A 19,981-nucleotide genomic window follows, 5' to 3' on the forward strand; every position below is an offset into this window, starting at 1 on the left:
GTCGTCACCATTCGGCAACCAAAGGAGGTTGTGTAACTTGTGGTCACGCGGACCGCGCCGCCATCTGACGCTGGCCGGGCAGGTGCTGCTGCTGCAGCTCTCGGTGCTGCTGCTCGTCGTCGTGGCAACCAGCATCGTCTCCCTGCGGCAGAGCGACGCCGACTTCCGTGACTCCCGCGAGGACCGGCTGCGCGCCGCCGCGGAGAGCCTGGCCGGGATCGCGGCGATCCAGGACGGGCTGCTGACCAGCACTCCCGACCGGCAGGCGCTGGGCTTCTACCTGCAGACCCGGGCCGCGGACGCCGGGGCCGACACCGCCTACCTCACCGGGCTCGACGGCACCGTCCTGGTCGCCACCGACCCCACCCGGGTCGGCGAGACCCTCGATCTGGGCCGGCGCGAGACGACCCGGGCCTGGTCCGGCGACATCGACGATGCCGGCCGCCGCGCGATCGCCGCCCAGGTCCCGGTCTACGGCGGTGGTTCGACCGGTGCGGACGCCGAGGCGCCGCGTCCGGTCGGCGTGGTCGTGGTGACCGAGGACTACCCGCCGCTGACCGAGCGCCTCGCCCGCACCTGGGCCGATGCCCTCACCGTGCTGCTCGCCGGTCTCGCGCTCGGGGTGCTGGGCTCGTGGCTGCTGGCGCGGCTGATCAAGCGGCGTACGCGTGGGCTGGAGCCCCGCGACATCGCCGCCCTCGCCGACCACCGCGAAGGCCTGCTGCGCTCGATCCGCGAGGGGGTGCTGGCCGTCGGCGCCGACGGGCGGGTCAGCCTGATGAGCGACAGCGCCCGCGACCTGCTCGGGCTGACCTCGGACCCGACCGGGCACCGGCTCAACGAGCTCGACCTGCCCGCCGAGACACTCGCCCTGCTCAGCGGATCCGAGGAGGTGCACGACGCGCCGCTGGTCACCGGCGAGCGCGTGCTCGTGCTCAACCGCAACCGGGTCCACCACGACGGCCGCCCCGCCGGCACCGTCACCACGCTGCGCGACCGCACCGAGCTGGTGGCTCTGCAGAGCGAGCTCAACGCCCGCGAGAGCGTCACCGAGACCCTGCGGGCGCAGACCCACGAGTTCAGCAACCAGCTGCACACCATCACCGGGCTCCTCGAGCTGGAGGAGTACGCCGAGGTGGGCCAGTTCGTCAGCGGGCTGACCGCGCGCCGGGCGGCGCTGAGCGACCACATCACCTCCCGCATCGACGACCCCGCGGTGGCCGCCCTGCTCATCGCCAAGGCCAGCCTGGCCGCCGAGCGGCGGGTGAGCATCGACCTGGAGACGTCGAGCGCGCTGCCGCGGCTCACGCCCGACGGCTCCGCCGACGTGGTCACCGTCCTCGGCAACCTGGTCGACAACGCCGTCGACGCGGCCGCGCTGGTCGGGCCGATCGACGGTCGGGTCGGCGTACGCCTGACGGCCGAGGGTGAGACCGTGACCGTCCGCGTCTCCGACACCGGCGGAGGCGTGCCGGCCGAGCGCCTGCCCGAGATCTTCCGGCGCGGCTTCAGCACCAAGCCGCGCGACGACAGCGGCCGCGGTGTCGGGCTCGCGCTGGTCCAGCTGGTGTGCCGTGCACGCGGCGGCGAGGTCGAGGTGGAGAATAGCGGGTCGGCGGAGCGCCCCGGAGCGGTCTTCATCGCGACCCTGCCGGGCGCCGCGCCACTCTCACCACCCACCACCACTGCCCCTGAGGAGGCCCGATGACGTCCGCACCGGAGCTCACCGTGCTCGTGGTCGAGGACGACTTCATGGTGGCCTCGATCCACACCCGCTTCGTCGAGCGAGTCGAGGGGTTCCGCGTGGTCGGCGTCGCCGCCACCGGCTCCCAGGCACTCGAGGAGACCGCGCGCCTCTCCCCCGACGTGCTGCTGCTCGACGTCCACCTTCCCGACTTCAGCGGCATCGAGCTGCTGCGCCGGCTGCGCGGACGAGGCGACGACGCAGACGTCATCGTCATCACCGCCGCCCGCGAGGCCGACACGGTCCGCGCCGCCGCGGCCGGTGGCGCCGCCCATTACGTGGTCAAGCCGTTCCCGTTCGAGGACCTGGCCGCCCGGCTCGATGACGTACGCCGCTCCCGCGAGGCGCTCGCCCGCATCGGGCAGCGGGCCGAGGGAGCCAAGGGTGCCGAGCACCGCGACGAGGTCCAGGCCGGCATCGACGAGGTCTTCAGCCACCAGGGCGCACGGGAGGCCCGCGAGCGGCTGCCGAAGGGGCTCAGCGCCGAGACCGCCCGGGCCGTGCTGGCCGCGCTGCAGACCGCCGGCGAGCTCAGCGCCACCGAGTGCGCCGACGCGATCGGGGTCTCCCGGGTGAGCGCGCGCCGCTATCTCGAGCACTTCGCGAGCACGGGCCGGATCGGCGTACGTCTCAACTACGGCACCGCCGGACGGCCCGAGCGGCGCTACCGCGCGGGTGACGCCTGAGGCTCCTGCCTCAGGCGGACTCGCGGATCACCAGCCGCGTCGGCAGCACGACCGAGGCCTCGACCTCCTCCCCCGCCACCAGGCGGAGGATCTGCTCGGCGAGGCGGGTGCCGATCTCGTGGATCGGCTGGTGCACCGTCGTCAGCGGCGGGTCGGTGAACCGCGCCGCCTCGACGTCGTCGAACCCGATCACCGCGACGTCGTCGGGCACCCGGCGGCCGAGCCGGCGCAGCGTACGCAGGGCGCCGTCGGCCATCAGGTCGGAGGCCGCGAAGACGGCGTCGATGCCGGGATCGCGCTGCAGCAGCCGTTCCATCGCGTCGATGCCGGACTGGCGCATGAAGTCACCCTCCTCGACCAGCGGCACGGCTCCCGGCAGCGCTTCGAGCCCGGTGAGGTAGCCGGCCAGGCGCTCGCGCCCGGCGACCATGTCCTGCGGCCCGGAGATGGTCGCGATCCGGCGGCGGCCGAGACCGATGAGGTGTTCCATCGCCGCCTTCACGCCGCTGGCGTGCTCGACGTCGATGTACGGCACCGTCGCCTCGCCCAGCGGCCGCCCACTCGTAACGACCGGGACGCCCGCCGCGCGCAGCTCCTCGGGCAGGGTGTCGGCGCCGTGCATCGAGGCGAGCACGACGCCGTCGACGGTGCGGCCGTGCACGTAGCGCAGGATCCGGTCGTGGCTCGACTGCGTCGAGGCGAGCAGCAGCACCAGTTGCTTGTCCGCCTTCTCCAGCGCCTCCCCGACACCCCGGATGACGCCAGGGAAGAAGGCGTCGTCGGAGAAGACCCGGGTCGCGGACTCCGGCAGGATCAGGGCGATGGAGTCCGTACGCTGCGTCACCAGGCTCCGCGCCGCCGGGTTCGGCACGTAGCCGAGGTCGGCGATCGCCCGGCGGATGCTCTCGGCGACCTCGGGGCGCACCGTCGTGGAGCCGTTGACGACGCGCGAGACCGTCGCTCGCGAGGCCCCGGCCGCCCGCGCCACCGTCTCCAGCGTCGGCCGGCCGGCCGGGGTCTCGTTCATGAGTGGAACCTATCCTCTCCTACAGCTCACCGGGAGAACGTGAACCAGTTGAGGTTGACGAAGTCGGCCGGCTGTCCGCTGGTGAACCGCAGGAACACTGTGTGCGTTCCGGTCACCCCGCTGATGCTGCCAGGGACCGTACGCCAGCTCTGCCAGCCGCCGGTGTTGGCCACCGAGAAGCTGCCGATCGGGGCGTTGTTCACGTTGTCGAGGCGTACCTCGACCAGGCCGCTGACCCCCGCCGGCGCGCCGGAGGCGACCCGCGCCGAGAACGTACGGGCAGCGCTCGAGCCGAAGTTCACGCCGTCGTAGCGGAGCCAGTCGCCGTTGCTGAGGTAGCCGACGTTCTGACCGCCGCCGGTGTCGGTGGTCGTCTCCATCTGAGTGCCGCTCTGGGCGTTGTACGACTCGGCCTGGATCGTGGAGTAGGCGTCCCGGTTGCCCGGGGCGGGCGGGTCGGTCGGCTCGGTGGTGCCACCGCCCTTGGAGTAGACCGCGACGTAGTCGACCAGCATCGGCACGCCGGAGGCGGTCGCCGAGGTCGGGTTGCCGGGCCAGCCGCCTCCGATCGCGACGTTGAGGATGATGAAGAAGCCGTGGTTGGTCGCGTTGTTCCAGGTCGTCGCGTCGACCTGGTCCGAGCGGACCGTGTGGTAGAGCGTGTTGTCGACGTAGAACCGGATCTGCTGTGGACTGGTGCTGCGGTCCCACTCCATCGCGTAGGTATGGAACGACGACTGGCAGGTCGAGCCAGGGCAGCCCTGGAGGGTCCCACCGAGGCCGGTGGTCTCGTTGCACGGGCCGCCGGGCGAGGTGCCGCAGTGCAGCGTGCCCCAGACCTGGTTGGCACCGTTGACGTTCTCCATGATGTCGATCTCGCCGATGCCCGGCCAGTTCCAGTAGTTGCCACGGAACGGCTCCCCCAGCATCCAGAACGCCGGCCAGATGCCCTGGGCCGCCGCGCCGGTGACGTTCGGCATCTGGATGCGGCCCTCGACGCGGAGCACGCCGCCGGACGGCGGCTGGAAGTCGGTCCGGGTGGTCTCGATGCGGCCGGAGGTCCAGTTGCCGGCACTGTCGCGGATCGGCTTGATGACGAGGTTGCCGCTGCCGTCCTGGTAGACGTTCTGGGTGCTATCGGTGTGGTACGCGATCTCCCCGGTGCCCCAGTTGGCAGCGCCGCCGGGGTAGGAGTGGCCGATGTCGTAGATCCAGTTGTTCGTGTTGATCCGCGACCCGGCCGCACCGGTGAAGTCGTCGCTCCACACCTTGGTCCAGCCTGCTGGGGTGCCCGGCTCCGACGCCTCCGACGCCTGCCCGAACGATGTCAGCGGGATCGCCACCGCGACCACGCCGGCCGCGATCACAGCGGCTCCTAATGCCTTGAGACTTCTCATGATGACTCGCTTCCCGATGAATGAGCGATGAGTCCTGGCGACTCGTGAGAGCGCTCTCTCGGATGATGGTCCCAAAGCTCGTGTGACCGGCGTCACCAAACTCCGAACTCTTTAACAACCCCGCCGAGTCGGCGCGTTCTGACCGAAATCAGCGCCGAGTCGGCTCGTCATGACGAGCCGACTCGGCGGGGAATGTCGATCGTTACTAGCTGGCGGTGTAGGTGCGCTGAGCGGCCTCGCCGGTCTTGCCGAGGGCCTTGGCCTTGCCGTCGCCGACGGCGACCTTGAGGGAACCGTCGGAGGTCTGTACGCGCAGCGGCGGGGTGACCTGGAGCTCCTTGGACTCGCCGAAGGCGAGGTCACCGCTGAAGACCACCTTGCCGCGCGAGTCGCGGACGACCACGTGGGCACCGCCACCGGCGGCCGAGATGGTCACCGGAACGGGCGAGGTCTTGCCGTAGGGGCTGTCGGTGCCGGCGGAGCCGTCGAGCTGGATGGCTCCGGCCTGGGGCTCGTGCTGGGTGCCGTCGATGACCAGGCGGGCGACCGACCAGACCAGGATGACCGCCATCACCGCGGCGACCAGGACCGACCAGGACGGTCCGCCACGCATCCGCCGAACGGGGCGGATCGCCGCGCTGTGGGCAAGCTCGGCCTCGAAGACGGCGCGCGGGCTGACCGGGCCGGAGGCGTACTTCTCGTCATAGGTGCGCAGCAGCGGCGCGACCTCGATGCCGAGGACACGCGCCAGCGTACGCAGGTGGCCACGGGCGTAGAAGTCGCCGCCGCAGGGGCCGAAGTCGTCGACCTCGATCGCCTCGATGACGTGCGGACGGATCCGCGTCCACTCGGCCAGGCCGTCCATGTCCAGGGCGAGCCGGCGGCGGGCCGCGGCGATCTCGGCACCGATCTCGGGGACCTTGGTCGGCACCACCTCGGTGGGCTCGTCGTCGACACCGTCGATCGCTAGGGCCTTGACTCCCTCGTCGGCCACGGCGATCGGACGTACGCCCTCGGGCTCGGAGTCCTCGACGTCCGACTCGAACGCGAAGGCCTCGGTCTCGTCGTCGACATCCGCGTCCTCGATGTCCGCGTCGGCGAACGCGGCCTCCGCCAGGTCCAGCTGGAGAGCGTTTGCGCCGTGGACGGCGACGGTCTCCTGCGGCTCCTCGGGCACGTAGCGTACGTCCACCCGGACCGCTGTCGAAGGCTCGCGCAGCGGCGCGACGGGCTCCGCCTTCGCCTCGGCCACGGAATCCACTTCTGGCTCGGGCTCGGGGTCGGTCTTCGGCGTCGTCTCGTCCTGGTTCGTGTCCCGGTCCACCTGGTCCTGCTCCGCCTCGTCCACCACGTCTGCGGCATTGATATCAGGCACGTCCAAGACCCGAAGCATCCGGGGGTTGGTGTCTCCAGCCTGCTGCGAAAGGGGCGGGCGGATCGCGGTGTCACCGTCATCCGAGGCGGCATCGGCAGTGTCGACTTCGGTGTTGTCTTCGGTGCTCTCGTCGGTCTCCGTCTCCGGTTCCTCGACGTCGAGCGCGGGGTCGATCTCGACGACCTCGACACCGTCCGCGGCGACGATGGCGATCGCCTCGGTGACGTCGTCACCGGCACCCAGGACGCGGGTGGAGAGGCCGAGCGGGAGCGAGAACGGGAGGCCGTAGAGGCGCTCGGTCAGCATCGCCTGGCGCCGGGCGGTCGGCGAGAGCTCATCGAGCACCTCGTCCTCGTCGTGCAGCAGCACGCCAATGCGACCGTCCTTCCAGAACCGCTCGATCCCGTCGGGGCGCGGGGTGTGCTCGACGGACTCGATCTTCGACCACGGGATGCCCTGCCAGGTCTGGCCGAAGCGGAGGCGTACGCCCTGCTCGTCCACGAGCAGCAGCGGCATCCGGGAGTCCCAGGCCGTCCAGCCCTGCACCGCCGCGACGGCGAGCAGGATCAGGCCGACCAGGTAGCCCTCGATGCCGCCGCGCAGCACGAAGGCGATGCCGACGAGCAGCGACGCGAGCGCCACGACCAGCGCGAGGCGTCCGTTGCGGCGTACCTCGACGACGTCGACGTCAAGGGCCTCGTGGGTCTCGACAGTCTCGACGTTCTCGGCAGGGTCGACGGTCTCGACCGCCGGTGAATTCTCGCTCACATCTCCCCCTGGATTGTTGCGATGACGCCGTCGATCTCGTCCGGCTTGACGAGTACGTCGCGTGCCTTGGAGCCCTCGGAGGGACCGACCACGCCGCGCGACTCGAGAATATCCATCAGGCGGCCGGCCTTGGCGAACCCGACTCGGAGCTTGCGCTGCAGCATCGAGGTCGACCCGAACTGGGTCGAGACGATCAGCTCGATCGCCTGGATGACCAGGTCCATGTCGTCGCCGATGTCGTCGTCCAGCACCCGCTTGGACTCCGCCGGAGCGGTCACGTCCTCACGGTAGGACGGCTCCAGCTGGCCCTTGACGCTCTTGACGACCGCGTTGACCTCCGACTCGGAGACCCAGGAGCCCTGCACACGGATCGGCTTGGAGGAGCCCATCGGCAGGAACAGCCCGTCACCCTGGCCGACCAGCTTCTCCGCACCGGGCTGGTCGAGGATGACGCGCGAGTCGGCCAGCGACGAGGTCGCGAAGGCGAGCCGCGAGGGCACGTTGGCCTTGATCAGACCGGTGACCACGTCGACCGAGGGCCGCTGCGTGGCCAGCACCAGGTGGATGCCGGCGGCACGGGCGAGCTGGGTGATGCGTACGACCGCGTCCTCGACGTCGCGCGGGGCGACCATCATCAGGTCGGCGAGCTCGTCGACGATGACCAGCAGGTAGGGGTAGGGCGACAGGACCCGCTCGGAGTCGGGCGGGAGCTGCACCTTCCCGGCGCGTACGGCCTTGTTGAAGTCGTCGACGTGACGGAAGCCGAAGTTGGCCAGGTCGTCGTAGCGCATGTCCATCTCGCGTACGACCCAGGCCAGCGCCTCGGCGGCCTTCTTCGGGTTGGTGATGATCGGCGTGATCAGGTGCGGCACGCCCTCGTAGGAGTTGAGCTCGACCCGCTTGGGGTCGACCATGATCATCCGGACCTCGTCGGGCGTGGCCCGCATCAGCACCGAGGTGATCATCGAGTTGATGAAGGACGACTTACCCGAACCGGTCGCACCGGCGACCAGCAGGTGAGGCATCTTGGCGAGGTTGGCGACCACGAAGCCGCCCTCGACGTCCTTGCCGACACCAGTGATCATCGGGTGGTGGTCGCCGCGCGCGGCGTTGGAGCGGAGCACGTCGCCGAGGGTGACGATCTCCTTGTCGCTGTTCGGGATCTCCACGCCGACCGCGGACTTGCCGGGGATGGGCGAGAGGATGCGTACGTCGGCGGAGGCCACCGCGTAGGCGATGTTCTTCTGGATCCCGGTGATCTTCTCGACCTTCACGCCGGCGCCGAGCTCGACGATGTAGCGGGTGACCGTCGGGCCACGGGTGTAGCCGGTGACCGCGGCGTCGATGTTGAACTCCTCCAGCACCGCTTGGAGCCGGCTGACGATCTCGTCGGAGGCCTTCGAGCGCGCCTTGTGCGGCGAGCCCGGCTTGAGCAGGTCGCTGCCCGGGAGCGTGTACGCCACGTCGCCGGCGAGCATCAGCTGCTCGACGCGCTGCGGGAGCTCGGCGTGCGGCGGCGGCTCGAGGTCGCGCCTCTTGCCCGGCTTCGGGGCGTTGTCCGCGACCGCGGGCATGAGGCCCGCCGCGTCGCTGGGTACGGCCTCGTCGGGCTGGGTGTCGGCGTCCGAGTCCTCGTCGAGGGCGAGCGCGATGTCGAGCCCGTCCTTCTTGCGCTTCTTCTTCGGCTTCTCCTCCTCGAGGAGCGGCGTCTCGTAGGGCTCGAAGCCCTCCGGGTCGAAGGTGTCGTCGTCGGCGAAGAGCTTGTTGCCCCGGCGCACCCGCCGGATGTTGGTGCCGCTCTCGCTCAGTTCCTCGGGCGGGGTCAGGCCGAGCGCCCGGTCGCGCAGCTCCACCAGTCGACTCGGCACCTGGTAGAGCGGGGTCCCGGTGATCACCAGGATCCCGAAGACGACGAGGAGTGACAGGAGTACGACGACCACGGCCGTCGAGCGCAGCACGTCGAGCAGCAGGCTGGCCACGACGTAGCCGATCGCGCCGCCGGCCCACTGCAGCTCGCTGCTGTCGCCCGAGGTGGGCTGCGGGTTGCCGTTGGCGATCTGGATGATGCCGAGCGTGGCCATCAGGAACGCGGCCCAGCCGATCGCGAGCCGGCCGACCGGGGCGGCGTTGACCGGGTCGCGCATCAGCCGGGCACCGGCGACGACGAGCCCGACCGGCACCAGCCAGCCGACCTTGCCGACGACTCCGGCCACGGCGATGCGTACGACGTCGAAGAACTGTCCGCCGAGCTGGAACCAGACGCCGGCGGCGACGAGGACGGAGAGACCGATCAGGAACAGGCCGGCACCATCGCGCCGGTGCTCCGGCTCGAGGTCACTGGCGGCCTGGCCACCGACGCGGAAGATGGCCGCCACTCCCCCGGCGATCGCCAGCCACAGGCTGGCGATGGTGGAGAAGATGGCGTCGAAGAGGACCGCGATCGGGCTGGGCCCGTTGCGAACGGCACGAGGTGGCGTACGGTTCGTCGTCTTCCGGTTAGTCGACTTTGCGGCGGGACGGCGCTTGTTCTGGCCCTTGTTCGGCGCTGCCTTTGAGCGGGCCCGGCTCGTGGCCGTTGCTCGCTTTGTCGTGGTCGTACTCCGGGGACGGGTGCTCTTATTGGTGGTCGAGCTCCGCGAACCCGGCGGGGAAGACGTACGGGTCGCCATACAAGCAGGGTATTTGACCGAGCGGCCTGGCTCCGGGACCCCATGGGGGTGTGTTGCATCGGTGTAGTTTGCCGCCATGCAGAGCCTCGCAGTCCTCATCGCCCTCCTCACCGCCGCCGATGCCGTGGCGGACTGGACCTGCGTGTGGTTCGGCTGGCGCCGGATCCACTACTTCACCAAGCCTCTGGTGATGGTGGGGCTGATGTTGTTGGTGGGACTGGTCAGCGACGGCGAGCCGGCGGCGTGGTGGCTGGTCGTCGCGCTCTTCTTCGGAATGCTCGGCGACATCTCGATGATCGGCTCCTCGGCGCGGCGGTTCCTCGGCGGCGTGGGGCTCTTCTTCGTCGGCCATCTGGCGTACGCGATGACCTTCCTCGCCCTCGGCCTGGAGACGCCGACGTGGTCCTGGGCCGGCTTCGCCGTCGCGATCGTGCTGGCGATCCCGATGGGACGGGTGCTCCGGGGCGCCCGGGAGATGGGCGGTGTACCGATGGCGGCGGCCCTGGCTGCGTACTCCCTGGTGATCGCCACCATGCTCGTGCTCGGCTGGCTGACCGGGAGCCCATGGATCGCCGCGGGTGCGACGATCTTCGTCGTCAGCGACACCCTGATCGGGCTCAACCTCGCCGAGCACGGCAATGAGCCGCCGCGCCTGACCGACGTGCAGATCATGGTGACCTATCACGTCGGCCAGGCGCTGATCACGGCTGGCGTGCTGCTGGCGCTTGCCTAGGCCTCGATCACTACGGGGACGATCATCGGGCGGCGACGGTGGGTGCTGGAGACCCAGCGTCCGAACGTACGCCGGATGGCCTGCTGCAGCTGGTAGGTGTCGGTCGCACCCTCGGAGATGGCGCGGTTGACCGCCTTGACGATCGGCTGCTTGATCGGCTCGAAGGCGTTGTCGGGCCACACGTGGCCGCGGGCGTGGATCTCGGGGCCGCTGGCGACCACCCCCTTGACCGAGTCGACCACGACGACGATCGAGACGAAGCCCTCCTCGGACAGGATCCGGCGGTCCTTGAGCTCGGACTCGGTGACGTCCCCGACGGTGGTGCCGTCGACGAAGACGTAGCCGCACTCGACCTTGCCCGCGATCTCGGCCTTGCCATCGATGAGGTCGACGACGACGCCGTCCTCGGCGTAGACGACGCTCTCGACGCCGGTCTGGCGGGCCAGGTCACCGTTGGCGAGCAGATGGCGCACCTCGCCGTGAACGGGCATCACGTTGCGCGGGCGGACGATGTTGTAGCAGTAGAGCAGCTCGCCGGCGCTCGCGTGGCCCGAGACGTGCACCAGGGCGTTGCCCTTGTGGACCACGTTGGCGCCCAGACGGGCGAGCCCGTTGATCACCCGGTAGATCGAGTTCTCGTTGCCCGGGATCAGGCTGCTGGCCAGCAGGACGGTGTCGCCCGGCTCGATGTGCACGAAGTTGTGGGTGCCGTTGGCGATGCGGGACAGCGCCGACATCGGCTCGCCCTGGGAGCCGGTCGAGACCATGACGACCTTCTCCGGCGGCAGGTCGGCGAGCTCCTTGGCGTCCACGATGACGTCCTCGGGCACGTGCAGGTAGCCCAGGTCGGAGGCGATCTGCATGTTGCGGACCATCGACCGACCGACGTACGCCACCTTGCGGCCATGCGCGACAGCGCTGTCGAGCACCTGCTGGACACGGTGCACGTGGGAGGCGAAGCAGGCCACGATGATGCGCTGGTCGGACTCGCGGAAGACCTGCTCGATCGCGGGCGCGATCTTCTTCTCCGCGGTCGTGAAGCCGGGGACCTCGGCGTTGGTGGAGTCGGTGAGGAACAGGTCCACACCCTCCTCGCCGAGCCGGGCGAACGCGCGCAGGTCGGTGATCCGGCCGTCCAGCGGCAGCTGGTCCATCTTGAAGTCGCCGGTGTGCAGCACGAGTCCGGCGCCGGTGCGGATCGCGACCGCGAGCGCGTCCGGGATGGAGTGGTTGACGGCCACGAACTCGAGCTCGAACGGCCCGAAGGAGATCGTGTCACCCTCGCGTACCTTGTGCTGCACGGTCTCGCGGAGGCGGTGCTCGCGCAGCTTGGAGCCGAGCAGGGCCAGGGTCAGCTCGGAGCCGACCAGCGGGATGTTCTGGCGCTCGCGGAGCAGGTAGGGCGTCGCGCCGATGTGGTCCTCGTGCCCGTGGGTCAGGACCAGCGCCTCGATGTCGCCGAGCCGGTCACGGATCGGGCCGAAGTCGGGCAGGATCAGGTCGACGCCGGGCTGCTGCTCCTCGGGGAAGAGCACGCCGCAGTCGACGATCAGCAGCCGACCGTCGTACTCGAAGACGGTCATGTTGCGGCCGACCTCGCCGAGGCCGCCGAGAGGGGTGACCCGCAGGCCGCCCTTGGGGAGCTTGCCGGGTTCGGTCAGCTCCGGGTGTGGGTGAGACAAAGGCATTCCTTCTAGAGAAGGCCAGAGGCCTCCAGCCCGGCTCGCAGCGCTTCGACCTCGTCGTCGTCGAGCGCCACCAAGGGCCCTCGTACGTTGCGGTTGTCGATCACGCCGGTCAGCTCGAGAGCGGCCTTGGCAGTGGTGGCTCCGTAGTTCGGGACGCCCATGATGGCGTCGATCGCGGGGAGCATCCGCGCATAAGTCTTGCGGGCGGTCTCGATGTCGCTCGCCGCGAAGGCGTCGATCATCGTCCGCGTCTGGTCGCCGAGCACGTGGGCGGCAACGCTGATCACACCGACGGCGCCGTGCGCCAGCCAGGCGAGGGTGAGCGCGTCGTCACCGGAGTAGATCGAGTAGCCGAGGTCGAGCAGCCTGGTGCCGCGCGGGAAGTCGCCGGCGGCCTCCTTGACCGCGACGACGGTGTCCCAGGTGATCGCCTCGCGGTAGGTGTCGAGGGTGATCGGGGAGCCGGTGCGGCCGGGAACGTCGTAGAGGATGACCGGGGTGTCGGTCGAGGAGACGACGGTGCGGAAGTGCTCGCGGATGCCGCGCTCGCCCGGCTTGTTGTAGTAGGGCGTCACCAGCAGCAGGCCGTCGGCGCCGATCGACGCCGCCTGCTTGGCGAGCTCGACGGTGTTGCGGGTGTCGTTGGTGCCGATGCCGGCCACGATCTTGGCGCGGTCGCCGACGGCGTCCTTGACCGCGGCCAGGATCTCGCCGTCCTCGGCCGGAGTGGTGGTCGGCGACTCACCGGTGGTGCCGGAGACGACGATGCCGTCGTGGCCGTGATCGACCAGGTGCTTGGCGACTTTCTGGGTCTGCTCCAGGTCGACCGAGCCATCGTCGTTGAACATCGTGACGAGTGCGGAGAGCACGGTGCCGAAGGGAGCATCAGTCATGGCGTACAGACTATCGTCAGACGCGCGGCATGACCTCGTCGGCTACGAGTGCGAGATGGTCGAGATCGCTCAGATCGAGCACCTGGAGGTAGAGGCGGCTTGCGCCGACGTCCTCGAACCGCTTGATCTTGGCGACCACCTCGTCCGGGGTGCCCGCCAGGCCGTTCTCACGCAGCTCGGCCGGCTCGCGGCCGATCGCCTGCGCACGGCGGGCGATCTCGTCCTCGTCGCGGCCGACACAGAGCACCTGGGCGGCGGAGTAGATGATCGAGTCGTCCCGGCCGGCCGCCTCGACGAAGCGACCGACGTTCTCGAACAGCGCCAGCGAGTCCTCGACGGAGACGAACGCGGCGTTGAACTCGTCGGCGAAGGTGGCGGCCAGCGTCGGCGTACGCTTCTTGCCGCCGCCGCCCACGATCACCGGGATCGAGCCGGCGTGGCCACGGGTCTGGACCGGCTTCGGCAGGCCCGGGCTGTCCTTGATCGTGTAGTGCTTCCCATTGAAGTCGAAGGTCTCCCCCGGCTCGGTCGCCCACAGCCCCGTGATGATCTCGAGCTGCTCCTCCAGCCGGTCGAACCGCTCCCCCAGGGCCGGGAACGGGATCCCGTACGCCTCGTGCTCCTCCTCGAACCAGCCCGCCCCCAGGCCGAGCTCGACCCGGCCCTCGGACATGTCGTCCACGTTGGCGGCCTGGATGGCCAACACACCCGGGAGGCGGAAGGTCGCCGAGGTGACCAGCGTGCCGAGCCGGATCGTGCTCGTGTCGCGGGCCAGACCGGCGAGCGTCGTCCACGCGTCGCTCGGTCCGGGCAGCCCGTCGACCGAGCCCATCTTCAGATAGTGGTCGGAGCGGAAGAACGCCCCGAACCCCAGCTCCTCGGCCTTCTGTGCGACAGCGAGGATGTCGGCGTAGGACGCCCCCTGCTGGGGCTCGGTGAAGATGCGCAGCTCCATGCCGTTTACCTTAGAGGGGCGAGACACCTACTCGCGCGTTAGGGAGCGGAGCTGGCCCATGGAGCCCAGTTCTCGGCGCTCGCGATCAGCCGCGATCTGCGCCTGATAGTGGACGCTCAACGGATCGGCGCGCGGCAACGTCGTCACCGGCGCTCCCCAGATCGTCCAGGTCGGGCCGTTCTCGATCGGGAGCCAGGTGCCGGCGAAGTCGGCCGCCCAGTCCCCCGGCGGATCGAGCCGTAGGTCCGCCCTGTCGAGGCCGATGAGGTCGGCGGTGAAGACCGCCCAGGCGCCGAGCGTGGCCACCATGGGGATGGGCTTGCGCGCGACTATCTGGAACGCGGTCAGCAGCGGCAGGTGCCAGCCGGTCGCGATCACGGCGGCCTGCTCCTCCCACGTGGCGCTCAGGTCGAGCGGCCGCTGCCTCCCGACACGGGCGATGAACGGCTGCCAGCGGTCGAGCGACTCGTCCGCGCACCGCGGTCGGGCCAGCAGCTCCTCGAGCCGGTCCGCGTCATAGAAGTACGCCGACCCGACCCGATGGCGCGGCCCGGCCAGCCCAGCGCGCAGCACGCGCTTCGCCTGGTTCTCGCCCAGGAGATGAACCTCGGCGAGCCTGGCCACGGCGTCGGGGGTGGAGAGCCACATGGAACGAACGTAAGCGTGGGCACCGACATTTCTGGGCGGCGGAGCTCAGCGAGAATCTCGCCGATCGCCGCTATGACAGAGGGTCCGAGTTTGTGAACGATTCACAAACTCGGACCCTCTGTCATAGCCGACGGAATCGGCCACCCATCTACCCCGCGCGAACAAGAAAGACGCGGTCGTACGCCTCGTGGGTCTCGCGCTTCGTCTCGACCCACTCCGCCTGGTCGAAGGGCGGGTAGAGGACATCGCCCTCGGGAGTCAGGTGGACGCGGGTGATGACCTGCTCGGTGGCGTACGGGAGCGCAGCCGAATAGACCTGCGCTCCGCCGGCGATGATCGTGTCGCCCTGCTCCTTCGCGGCCAGGGCGAGGGCGGAGTCGATGTCGTGGGCGACCAGCACGCCGTCGTATGACCAGGTCCTGTCACCGGTCAGCACAACGGTGGTGCGGCCGGGGAGGGGGCGGCCGATGGACTCGAAGGTGGTGCGGCCCATGACGAGCGTGTGGCCCATCGTGATCGCCTTGAACTCGGCCTGCTCGCCGGGGATCTTCCAGGGGATGTCGGGGCCGTTGCCGATGACGCCGTTGTCGGCGACGGCCGCGACCATCACGACGCGCCCCGAACCGGCCTCAGACGGCAACGGGGGCCTTGATGCCGGGGGCAGGGTCGTAGCCCTCCACCGTGATGTCCTCGAGCTCGAACGCGTCGATGTCCTTCACGTCCGGGTTGAGCCGCAGCGTCGGCAGCGGTCCCGGCTTACGAGTGAGCTGGAGACGGGCCTGCTCGAGGTGGTTGCTGTAGAGGTGGGCGTCGCCGAGCGTGTGCACGAAGTCACCGACCTCGAGGCCGGTCACGTGGGCGACCATGTGGGTCAGCAGGGCGTAGGAGGCGATGTTGAACGGCACCCCCAGGAACACGTCCGCGGAGCGCTGGTAGAGCTGCAGGCTCAGCTTGCCGTCGGCGACGTAGAACTGGCACAGCGTGTGGCACGGCGGCAGCGCCATGTCGTCGATGTCGGCCGGGTTCCAGGCGCTGATGACGTGGCGGCGGCTGTCGGGGTCGGTGCGGATCTGGTCGATGATCTTGGAGATCTGGTCGACGTGGCGCCCGTCCGGGGTCGGCCAGGAGCGCCACTGGTAGCCGTAGACCGGACCCAGGTCGCCGTTCTCGTCGGCCCACTCGTCCCAGATCGTGATGCCCCGCTCCTGGAGCCAGCGCACGTTGGTGTCGCCGCGCAGGAACCAGAGCAGCTCACCGAAGACCGAGCGGGTGTGGACCTTCTTCGTCGTCAGCAGCGGGAAACCCTCGCTGAGGTCGTAGCGGGTCTGATGACCGAAGACGCTGATCGTGCCCGTCCCGGTGCGGTCGGACTTCTCCACGCCCTCGTCGAGGATGCGGGTCAACAGATCGAGGTAGGGCTGCACGGCCCCAGCCTAGGTCAGAGCTCCACCGTCCCATGGATGGTGGTCAGTGTGTCTCCGCCCACCCACACCTGGTCTCCGACCCGCTCGACGTACACCCGCCCCCGCCGCTTCATGACGGTCCCTTGAGAAGCGACGTACGCCTCGGGGAGCTGCGACCCCGCCAGCCACTGCCCCAGCGCGGCATTGAGCGACCCGGTGACCGGGTCCTCGAAGGCGACGCCGTCGGCCGGGAAGTACGCCCTGACCTCGACCGCGCACTCGCTGCCTTCGGGGTAGCGCCCCACCAGACCGACCTTGTGATCCCCCAGAGCGGCGTGGTCGGGCGTAACGGCGAGCACGGCCTCCGCGTCGGCGAGCATCACCCCGACCCAGCCCGGTCCGTTGTCGCACCACCGCGCGCCCTGGATGTCCTCGCGGGAGATCTGCAGCCCCTTCGCGATGGCGCCCAGCGTCTCCTCCTCGACCTCGCCGCCCCGCCGCAGCTCCGGCGCCGCAAAGGCGATCCGCTCGCTACGGCGCAGCTCGACCAAGCCGACTCCGCACTCCTGCATCAGGCTGGCGCCCTTGGGCTTCCCGCCGGCCTCCAGCCACGCGTGCGCCGACCCGAGCGTCGGGTGGCCCGCGAACGGCAGCTCGCCGCTGACCGTGAAGATCCGCAGCCGGTAGTCAGCAGCCGGGTCCGTGGGGGCCAGCAGAAACGTGGTCTCGGACAGGTTGGTCCACCGCGCGAAGGCGGCCATCTGCTCGTCGCTGAGGTCGTCGGCTCCGTGTACGACGGCGACCGGGTTGCCCAGCAGCGGCTCGTTGGTGAAGACGTCGACCTGGCGGAACTCGTAGGCACTCACGCGCGAGAGCCTAGCGATGGCCGGAGAGAAGCCTCAGGCGGTCAGCTTCATCGGGCCGTAGACCTGTCGGTCGTGCTCGAAGAGCACCACCGCGGCCACGCCCGCGTCCAGGAGGTCCTGCCAGACCTCACCCACCCACGACTCGGCGTCGCTCTGGTTGGCGAAGCGCTGGCCGGCGAGGTCGCCGTCGACCGACACCTCGGCACCCGAGGCGTCGACGAGCTGCCACCACCACGGCCGGTCGGCCGCAGACGGCTGCTTGAACACCGAGGGAACGTCGGGGATGCTCATCAGCCCTCCCGCACGTGCGAAGGGACGAACGGCGGCTTGGTGAGCTGGAAGATCTCGCGGCGGCCGCGTACGTCGATGCCGATCTCGGCCTCCGGGTTGACCGTGGTCGAGACGAGCACCAGGCCGACCCCCTTCTTCAGCGTCGGCGAGAAGGTGCCGGAGGTGACCTCACCGACCGGCACGTCGGCGGTCAACGACGCCGTCATGTGTGGTCGTGGGATGCCGCGGCCGACGGCGACGATGCCGCGCAGGGCGCGCTTCGGGCCGGCCTCCTTCTCGGCGACCAGCTTGTCGCGGCCCCAGAAGGCGTCCTTCTTCCAGCCGACGGCCCAGCCGAGGCCGGCCTCGTTGGGGGTGACGTCGAGGGCGATGTCCTGGCCGTGGAGCGGGTAGCCCATCTCCGTACGCAGCGTGTCGCGGGCGCCCAGGCCGCACGGCACCGCGCCCAGCTCCTCGCCTCGGGACAACAGCGCGTCCCAGAGTGCGCCGGCGGCCTCGTTGGCGACGATCAGCTCGTAGCCGCGCTCGCCCGAGTAGCCGGAGCGGCACACGACGACGCCGATCTCGTCACCGAGTACGTCGGGAGCGGCCGCCTCGACGAAGGACATGTATTCGTGACCGGCCGGCAGCCCGACCGCCTCGAGCAGCTCGTCCGACTTCGGTCCCTGGACGGCGAGCACCGCGTAGTCGCGGTGGTGGTCGGCGAGGTTGATCCCCTCGGGCGCGGCCTCCTGGAGCCGGCGCACGACCTCGGGGGTGTTGGCGGCGTTGGGGACGATCAGGACGTGCTCGTCGTCGCGGTAGTAGGCGATCAGGTCGTCGACGATGCCGCCGGTCTCCTCGTCGCAGCACAACGTGTATTGAGCCTTGCCCGGCTTGATCCGGTTGAGGTCGTTGGTGAAGGACGCGTTGACGAAGTCGGCCGCACCCGGCCCGCTGATCATGACCTTGCCCAGGTGGCTGACGTCGAAGACGCCGACGGCCTCACGGACCGCGGTGTGCTCCTTGACGACGCCGGAATACTCCAGCGGCATCGACCAGCCGCCGAACTCAGCGAACTTCGCGCCGAGCCCGACGTGGTTTTCGTGCAGGGGGGACTGGAGCAGCTCCGACCCGCCCCCCGTGGAGGTCTCTTCAGCCATACCGCGAACTTATCGCACCAGGCCGACACTCCCCGGTCCGCGCCCCCTCCGGGCGCGCCACACCTAGACTGCACGGCGTGACCCTGCCTGACATCACCTACACGCTGCGTACCGCCTCCCCCGCCAAGACCCGTGCGGAGGCAGTCGTCGTCGGCATCGGCCAGGGCGCGAAGGCTGTCGAGGTGACCGTCGGCGCGGAGGACGTCCAGGCCGCCTACGGCCGCCGGTGGCGCGGGATGCTCGCGACGCTCGGCGTCAGCGGCAAGGCAGGCGAGGTCACCCGCCTCCCCGCCGGGAACGAGATCGGCGCCCAGCTCCTGGTGCTGGTCGGGCTCGGCAAGCCCGGTGCGGACGGGACCTACTCGGCCGATGCCGTACGTCGCGCCGCGGGCGCCGCCGCTCGCGCGGTGCCCAACGCGACCTCCGTCGCCGTGTCCCTTCCGGCCGACACTCCTGATCTGGTGCGCGCCGTCACCGAGGGCTACGTCCTCGGCGGCTACACCTACAACACCTACAAGTCGAACAACGGCAAGTCGGGTAAGGACAGTAGCGGGCCGAGCGATGTGGCGATCCTGAGCGCGATCGCGCGGCGTACGGACGCGGTCACCGCCTTCGAGGAGGCGCAGATCCTCGCGCAGGCGGTCGCCGGCACCCGCGAGTGGGTCAACGTCCCGCCCGCCGACCTGACTCCCCCGGCGTTCGCCGACGCCATCGCGCACGTGGCCGGGCTGGTCGAAGGCGTCGAGACGACCGTGTACGACGAGGAGCAGCTCGCCGAGCTCGGCTGCGGCGGCATCCTCGCCGTCGGCATGGGCTCGGCAGCCAAGCCGCGCCTGGTCGAGCTCACCTACTCCCCCGACGACGCGCGCGGCCACATCGCGCTGGTCGGAAAGGGCATCACCTTCGACTCCGGCGGCCTCACGATCAAGCCGGGCAGCTCGATGTCCACGATGAAGTCGGACATGGCCGGTGCGGCCGCGGTGGCCCAGGCGACCTTCGCGATCGCCCGCCTCGGGCTGCCGGTGAAGGTCTCCGCGTTCGTGCCGATGGCGGAGAACATGGTCTCCGGCTCGTCCTACCGGCCCGGCGACGTGGTCACCCACTACGGCGGTACGACCGTCGAGGTCTCCAACATGGACGCCGAGGGACGGATGGTCCTCGCCGACGCCCTGGTGCGGGCGTCCGAGGTCTCGCCGGACCTGATCATCGACGTCGCCACGCTCACCGGTCACATGGTGATGGCGCTGGGTGACAGGGTCAGCGGCGTACTCGGCTCGGAGGACGTCGTGGACCGCGTCCTGGCCGCTGCCGACGTCGCCGGCGAGCAGATGTGGCCGATGCCGATCCCGGAATGGATGGACGAGCGAATCCGTTCCTCCAAGGTGGCCGACCTCAACCAGCACGACTGGATCCGCTGGGGCGGTGGGCTGTACGCCGCCGCCTTCCTGCGCGAGTTCACCGGCGGTCTCCCCTGGGCCCATCTCGACATCGCCGGACCCTCCTTCAACAGTGGGGGCGCCTCTGGCCATCTCACTCCCGGAGGCACGGGTGTGGCGGTGGCAACACTGGTGGACTACGTACGCGAGATGGCTACCGATCAGTAGTGGTCCGGTTGACACAGCGCTGCGGGGGTAGTGACAAGATGGGCTCCGTGATCGACGCCCTTGGCCGCACATCTGGCGGCATCATGAGTGCG

General features: G+C 70.0%; 17 protein-coding genes. 4 read left to right on the top strand and 13 right to left on the bottom strand.

The window, feature by feature from the left end:
• Positions 1 to 37 precede the first annotated feature (37 nt).
• Complete coding sequence (locus AB0F44_RS27085) at positions 38 to 1,708, top strand: ATP-binding protein (RefSeq protein WP_357360015.1); 1,671 nt, start codon at positions 38 to 40, stop codon at positions 1,706 to 1,708.
• A complete protein-coding gene (locus tag AB0F44_RS27090) occupies positions 1,705 to 2,430 on the top strand; it encodes a response regulator (protein WP_357360016.1) in 726 nt (241 codons plus the stop codon). The genes AB0F44_RS27085 and AB0F44_RS27090 overlap by 4 nt, the downstream gene beginning before the upstream one ends.
• A gap of 10 nt (positions 2,431 to 2,440) precedes the next feature.
• Here AB0F44_RS27090 and AB0F44_RS27095 read toward each other — a convergent pair whose 3' ends face one another.
• The 4 genes from AB0F44_RS27095 to AB0F44_RS27110 all read right to left on the bottom strand — a co-directional run bounded on the left by AB0F44_RS27095 (position 2,441) and on the right by AB0F44_RS27110 (position 9,666).
• Positions 2,441 to 3,457 carry a LacI family DNA-binding transcriptional regulator gene (locus tag AB0F44_RS27095; RefSeq protein ID WP_357360018.1) on the bottom strand — a complete coding sequence of 339 codons (1,017 nt, stop codon included), beginning with the start codon at positions 3,455 to 3,457 and terminating at the stop codon, positions 2,441 to 2,443.
• 26 nt (positions 3,458 to 3,483) lie between these two features.
• A complete protein-coding gene (locus AB0F44_RS27100; protein WP_357360020.1) occupies positions 3,484 to 4,854 on the bottom strand; it encodes a glycoside hydrolase family 16 protein in 1,371 nt (456 codons plus the stop codon).
• Positions 4,855 to 5,059: 205 nt separating this feature from the next.
• A complete protein-coding gene (locus tag AB0F44_RS27105) occupies positions 5,060 to 6,997 on the bottom strand; it encodes a helix-turn-helix domain-containing protein (protein WP_357360022.1) in 1,938 nt (645 codons plus the stop codon).
• Positions 6,994 to 9,666, bottom strand: coding sequence for a DNA translocase FtsK 4TM domain-containing protein (locus AB0F44_RS27110; protein WP_357360024.1), 2,673 nt, complete (start codon positions 9,664 to 9,666; stop codon positions 6,994 to 6,996). Before AB0F44_RS27110 ends, AB0F44_RS27105 begins: the two co-directional genes overlap by 4 nt.
• A 76-nt stretch (positions 9,667 to 9,742) precedes the next feature.
• On the opposite strand from AB0F44_RS27110, the gene AB0F44_RS27115 reads away from it, so the two are divergent.
• A complete protein-coding gene (locus AB0F44_RS27115) occupies positions 9,743 to 10,399 on the top strand; it encodes a lysoplasmalogenase (RefSeq protein ID WP_357360025.1) in 657 nt (218 codons plus the stop codon).
• Here the strand turns inward: AB0F44_RS27115 and AB0F44_RS27120 are convergent.
• The 9 genes from AB0F44_RS27120 to gcvT form a co-directional block, all read right to left on the bottom strand.
• Positions 10,396 to 12,081, bottom strand: a complete 1,686-nt coding sequence (locus AB0F44_RS27120; RefSeq protein ID WP_350659093.1) for a ribonuclease J — start codon at positions 12,079 to 12,081, stop codon at positions 10,396 to 10,398. The two genes, AB0F44_RS27115 and AB0F44_RS27120, sit on opposite strands and share 4 nt — an antisense overlap.
• An 11-nt stretch (positions 12,082 to 12,092) precedes the next feature.
• Positions 12,093 to 12,980, bottom strand: coding sequence for a 4-hydroxy-tetrahydrodipicolinate synthase (gene dapA, locus AB0F44_RS27125; protein ID WP_357360027.1), 888 nt, complete (start codon positions 12,978 to 12,980; stop codon positions 12,093 to 12,095).
• A 16-nt stretch (positions 12,981 to 12,996) separates the two neighbouring features.
• Positions 12,997 to 13,935, bottom strand: a complete 939-nt coding sequence (locus AB0F44_RS27130) for an LLM class F420-dependent oxidoreductase (protein ID WP_357360029.1) — start codon at positions 13,933 to 13,935, stop codon at positions 12,997 to 12,999.
• 27 nt (positions 13,936 to 13,962) lie between these two features.
• Positions 13,963 to 14,583 carry a hypothetical protein gene (locus tag AB0F44_RS27135; RefSeq protein WP_357360031.1) on the bottom strand — a complete coding sequence of 207 codons (621 nt, stop codon included), beginning with the start codon at positions 14,581 to 14,583 and terminating at the stop codon, positions 13,963 to 13,965.
• A 148-nt stretch (positions 14,584 to 14,731) separates the two neighbouring features.
• Positions 14,732 to 15,223, bottom strand: a complete 492-nt coding sequence (locus tag AB0F44_RS27140; RefSeq protein WP_357360032.1) for a dihydrofolate reductase — start codon at positions 15,221 to 15,223, stop codon at positions 14,732 to 14,734.
• Positions 15,213 to 16,007: a thymidylate synthase gene (locus AB0F44_RS27145; RefSeq protein ID WP_357360034.1), complete on the bottom strand. Its 795-nt coding sequence runs from the start codon at positions 16,005 to 16,007 to the stop codon at positions 15,213 to 15,215. Before AB0F44_RS27145 ends, AB0F44_RS27140 begins: the two co-directional genes overlap by 11 nt.
• 14 nt (positions 16,008 to 16,021) lie before the next feature.
• On the bottom strand, positions 16,022 to 16,852 hold the full coding sequence (locus AB0F44_RS27150; RefSeq protein WP_357360036.1) for a PhzF family phenazine biosynthesis protein: 831 nt from the start codon (positions 16,850 to 16,852) through the stop codon (positions 16,022 to 16,024).
• A 33-nt stretch (positions 16,853 to 16,885) separates the two neighbouring features.
• On the bottom strand, positions 16,886 to 17,143 hold the full coding sequence (locus AB0F44_RS27155; RefSeq protein WP_176883497.1) for a hypothetical protein: 258 nt from the start codon (positions 17,141 to 17,143) through the stop codon (positions 16,886 to 16,888).
• Positions 17,143 to 18,285, bottom strand: a complete 1,143-nt coding sequence (gene gcvT, locus AB0F44_RS27160) for a glycine cleavage system aminomethyltransferase GcvT (protein WP_357360038.1) — start codon at positions 18,283 to 18,285, stop codon at positions 17,143 to 17,145. Before gcvT ends, AB0F44_RS27155 begins: the two co-directional genes overlap by 1 nt.
• 77 nt (positions 18,286 to 18,362) lie before the next feature.
• Between gcvT and AB0F44_RS27165 the strand changes: the two genes are divergently transcribed.
• Positions 18,363 to 19,889, top strand: a complete 1,527-nt coding sequence (locus AB0F44_RS27165; RefSeq protein ID WP_357360040.1) for a leucyl aminopeptidase — start codon at positions 18,363 to 18,365, stop codon at positions 19,887 to 19,889.
• Positions 19,890 to 19,981: the final 92 nt, after the last annotated feature.

The sequence above is a fragment of the Nocardioides sp. NPDC023903 genome (assembly GCF_040639295.1).
Classification (GTDB): Bacteria; Actinomycetota; Actinomycetes; order Propionibacteriales; family Nocardioidaceae; genus Nocardioides.